The sequence below is a fragment of the Pseudomonas sp. P5_B2 genome, from assembly GCF_056400445.1.
The window spans coordinates 1-1,733 of the sequence record NZ_JBFULH010000773.1 but is presented as its reverse complement, the minus strand read 5'-3'; the positions used below and the strand labels follow the sequence as shown (position 1 = coordinate 1,733).

Below are 1,733 nucleotides of genomic sequence, written 5' to 3'. Positions count from 1 at the left end.
ATTCAGCGATGGCAGCTTTGGGGTGTTGTACCTGGCGGACTCCATGGACACGGCCTTGGCTGAAGTGCGGCATCATCAGAGCCTGTATTGGTCGAATGTCCGCAGCCTTAACTACGAGCGCTTTGTTTTCCGTGGGTTGTCCTGTTCTTTTGCCGACGCTGCGATGAAAGATGCTGCGTCCATTGCGCTGACTGATCCGGTCTATGCGCCTGACGATTACACGCATTCCCGTCAATTGGGCAGATCGATCAAAGAGGCAGGATGCCCCGGTATTCGATACAACTCGGTGCGTATGCAGGGCAGTTACTGCTGGGCACTGATGACGCCGCGACCGGTTGCATCGATTGTTCAGACAGCTCATTACGAGATGATCTGGAACGGGCAGATCACCAGTGTCAGCAAGATCAGTGAAGCCTGAATGCAACCTGAAACCGGGGCGTATGCACCATTGCCGACATCGATAGTCACCATCAACTCAATGAAGTTCTCTTAAAAAATCCTCAGCGTAACATCCGCTCCATACCAACCAATAAACACCCCGGAGCACACCATCATGAAACGCCAAACCCTYCTCAGCATCGCTTTCTCGGTTTTCGCAGTTAACGCYTTYGCCGCTACCTCTGCWCAACCTGTGGTCGCTGAAGGCGGCTCGGATCGTCTGATTGAAAGCCGTGTGGCTGAAGGGGGTTCGGATCGTTTGATCGAGAATCGTGTAGCCGCTGATGGCGCCGACCACCTGATGCAAAACCGCGTTGCCGAAGGCGGCTCCGACCGTTTGATCGAAAGCCGCGTTGCATGAATGAGTAGCTTCAACGCGGTTCCCGACAAAGAGCCCGGCCTTATCAGCCGGGCTTTTTCGTGGGCTATTTTTATTGCACTCACCGCGCTGGCTGAGCGCATCGTCCAAACGCACGTTACTTATGAGTCGTCCCCCATGACGGGGTTAGATGGTACGGGATGGCTTCCATCCGGGTCCTGCGATATACAGTCAGTGGCAGACGATGCAGCGGCAGTCATTGACCAATGCTTTCGCACAACCACGCCTCTTGACGTTGCAGAACCCACAATAAAAATACAGGAGTAGAAAATGTCTGAACTGAACCTGCACCCCAAGGCCGCAGCCTCCTTGAAGCAATGGCACGACATGATCCGCACGGGCGATTTGAGTGCCCTGCCCGACCTGTTGGACCCACAAGCGGTGTTTCGCTCGCCGATGGCTCACACACCTTATCCGGGAGCGCCTGTGGTTTCGATGATTCTCAGCACCGTCGTCAAAGTGTTTGAGGACTTTGCCTACCACCGCGAACTGGCCACGGCAGACGGGTTGAATGTCGTCCTGGAATTCAGCGCCAGCGTGGGCGGAAAACAGCTAAAGGGCATTGACATGATCCGCTTCAATGAACAGGGAAAAATCGTTGAGTTTGAGGTGATGGTTCGTCCCCTGAGCGGCTTGCAAGCATTGGGTGAGCAAATGGGGCAACGCCTTGGTGCCTATCTGGCGGCCAGCAAAGGCTGATTTTGTACGTCGCGCTCCCGGGCTTCCCGCCGTTTAGAGGCCCGGAGATCAGGTGCCGTGCGGTGTGATCACCGCGCGCATTGACCCATTGCCGACATCGATAGTCACCATCAACTCAATGAAGTTCTCTTAAAAATTCCTCGGCGTAACATCCGCTCCATACCAACCAATAAACACCCCGGAGCACACCATCATGAAACGCCAAACCCTCCTCAGC

The 1,733-nt window shown here is 54.8% G+C and carries 2 protein-coding genes and 1 pseudogene; all 3 read left to right on the top strand.

What is annotated here, in order from left to right; genetic code table 11:
- Positions 1-418, top strand: a 418-nt coding sequence (locus tag AC1DRJ_RS26625) for an RES family NAD+ phosphorylase (RefSeq protein WP_477804777.1), incomplete at its 5' end; no start/stop codon positions are given.
- Between the two features lie 135 nt (positions 419-553).
- A pseudogene (locus AC1DRJ_RS26620) lies at positions 554-796 on the top strand (hypothetical protein); the annotation flags it as partial.
- Between the two features lie 291 nt (positions 797-1,087).
- Positions 1,088-1,516, top strand: a complete 429-nt coding sequence (locus AC1DRJ_RS26615; protein ID WP_477804776.1) for a nuclear transport factor 2 family protein — start codon at positions 1,088-1,090, stop codon at positions 1,514-1,516.
- Positions 1,517-1,733 lie beyond the last annotated feature (217 nt).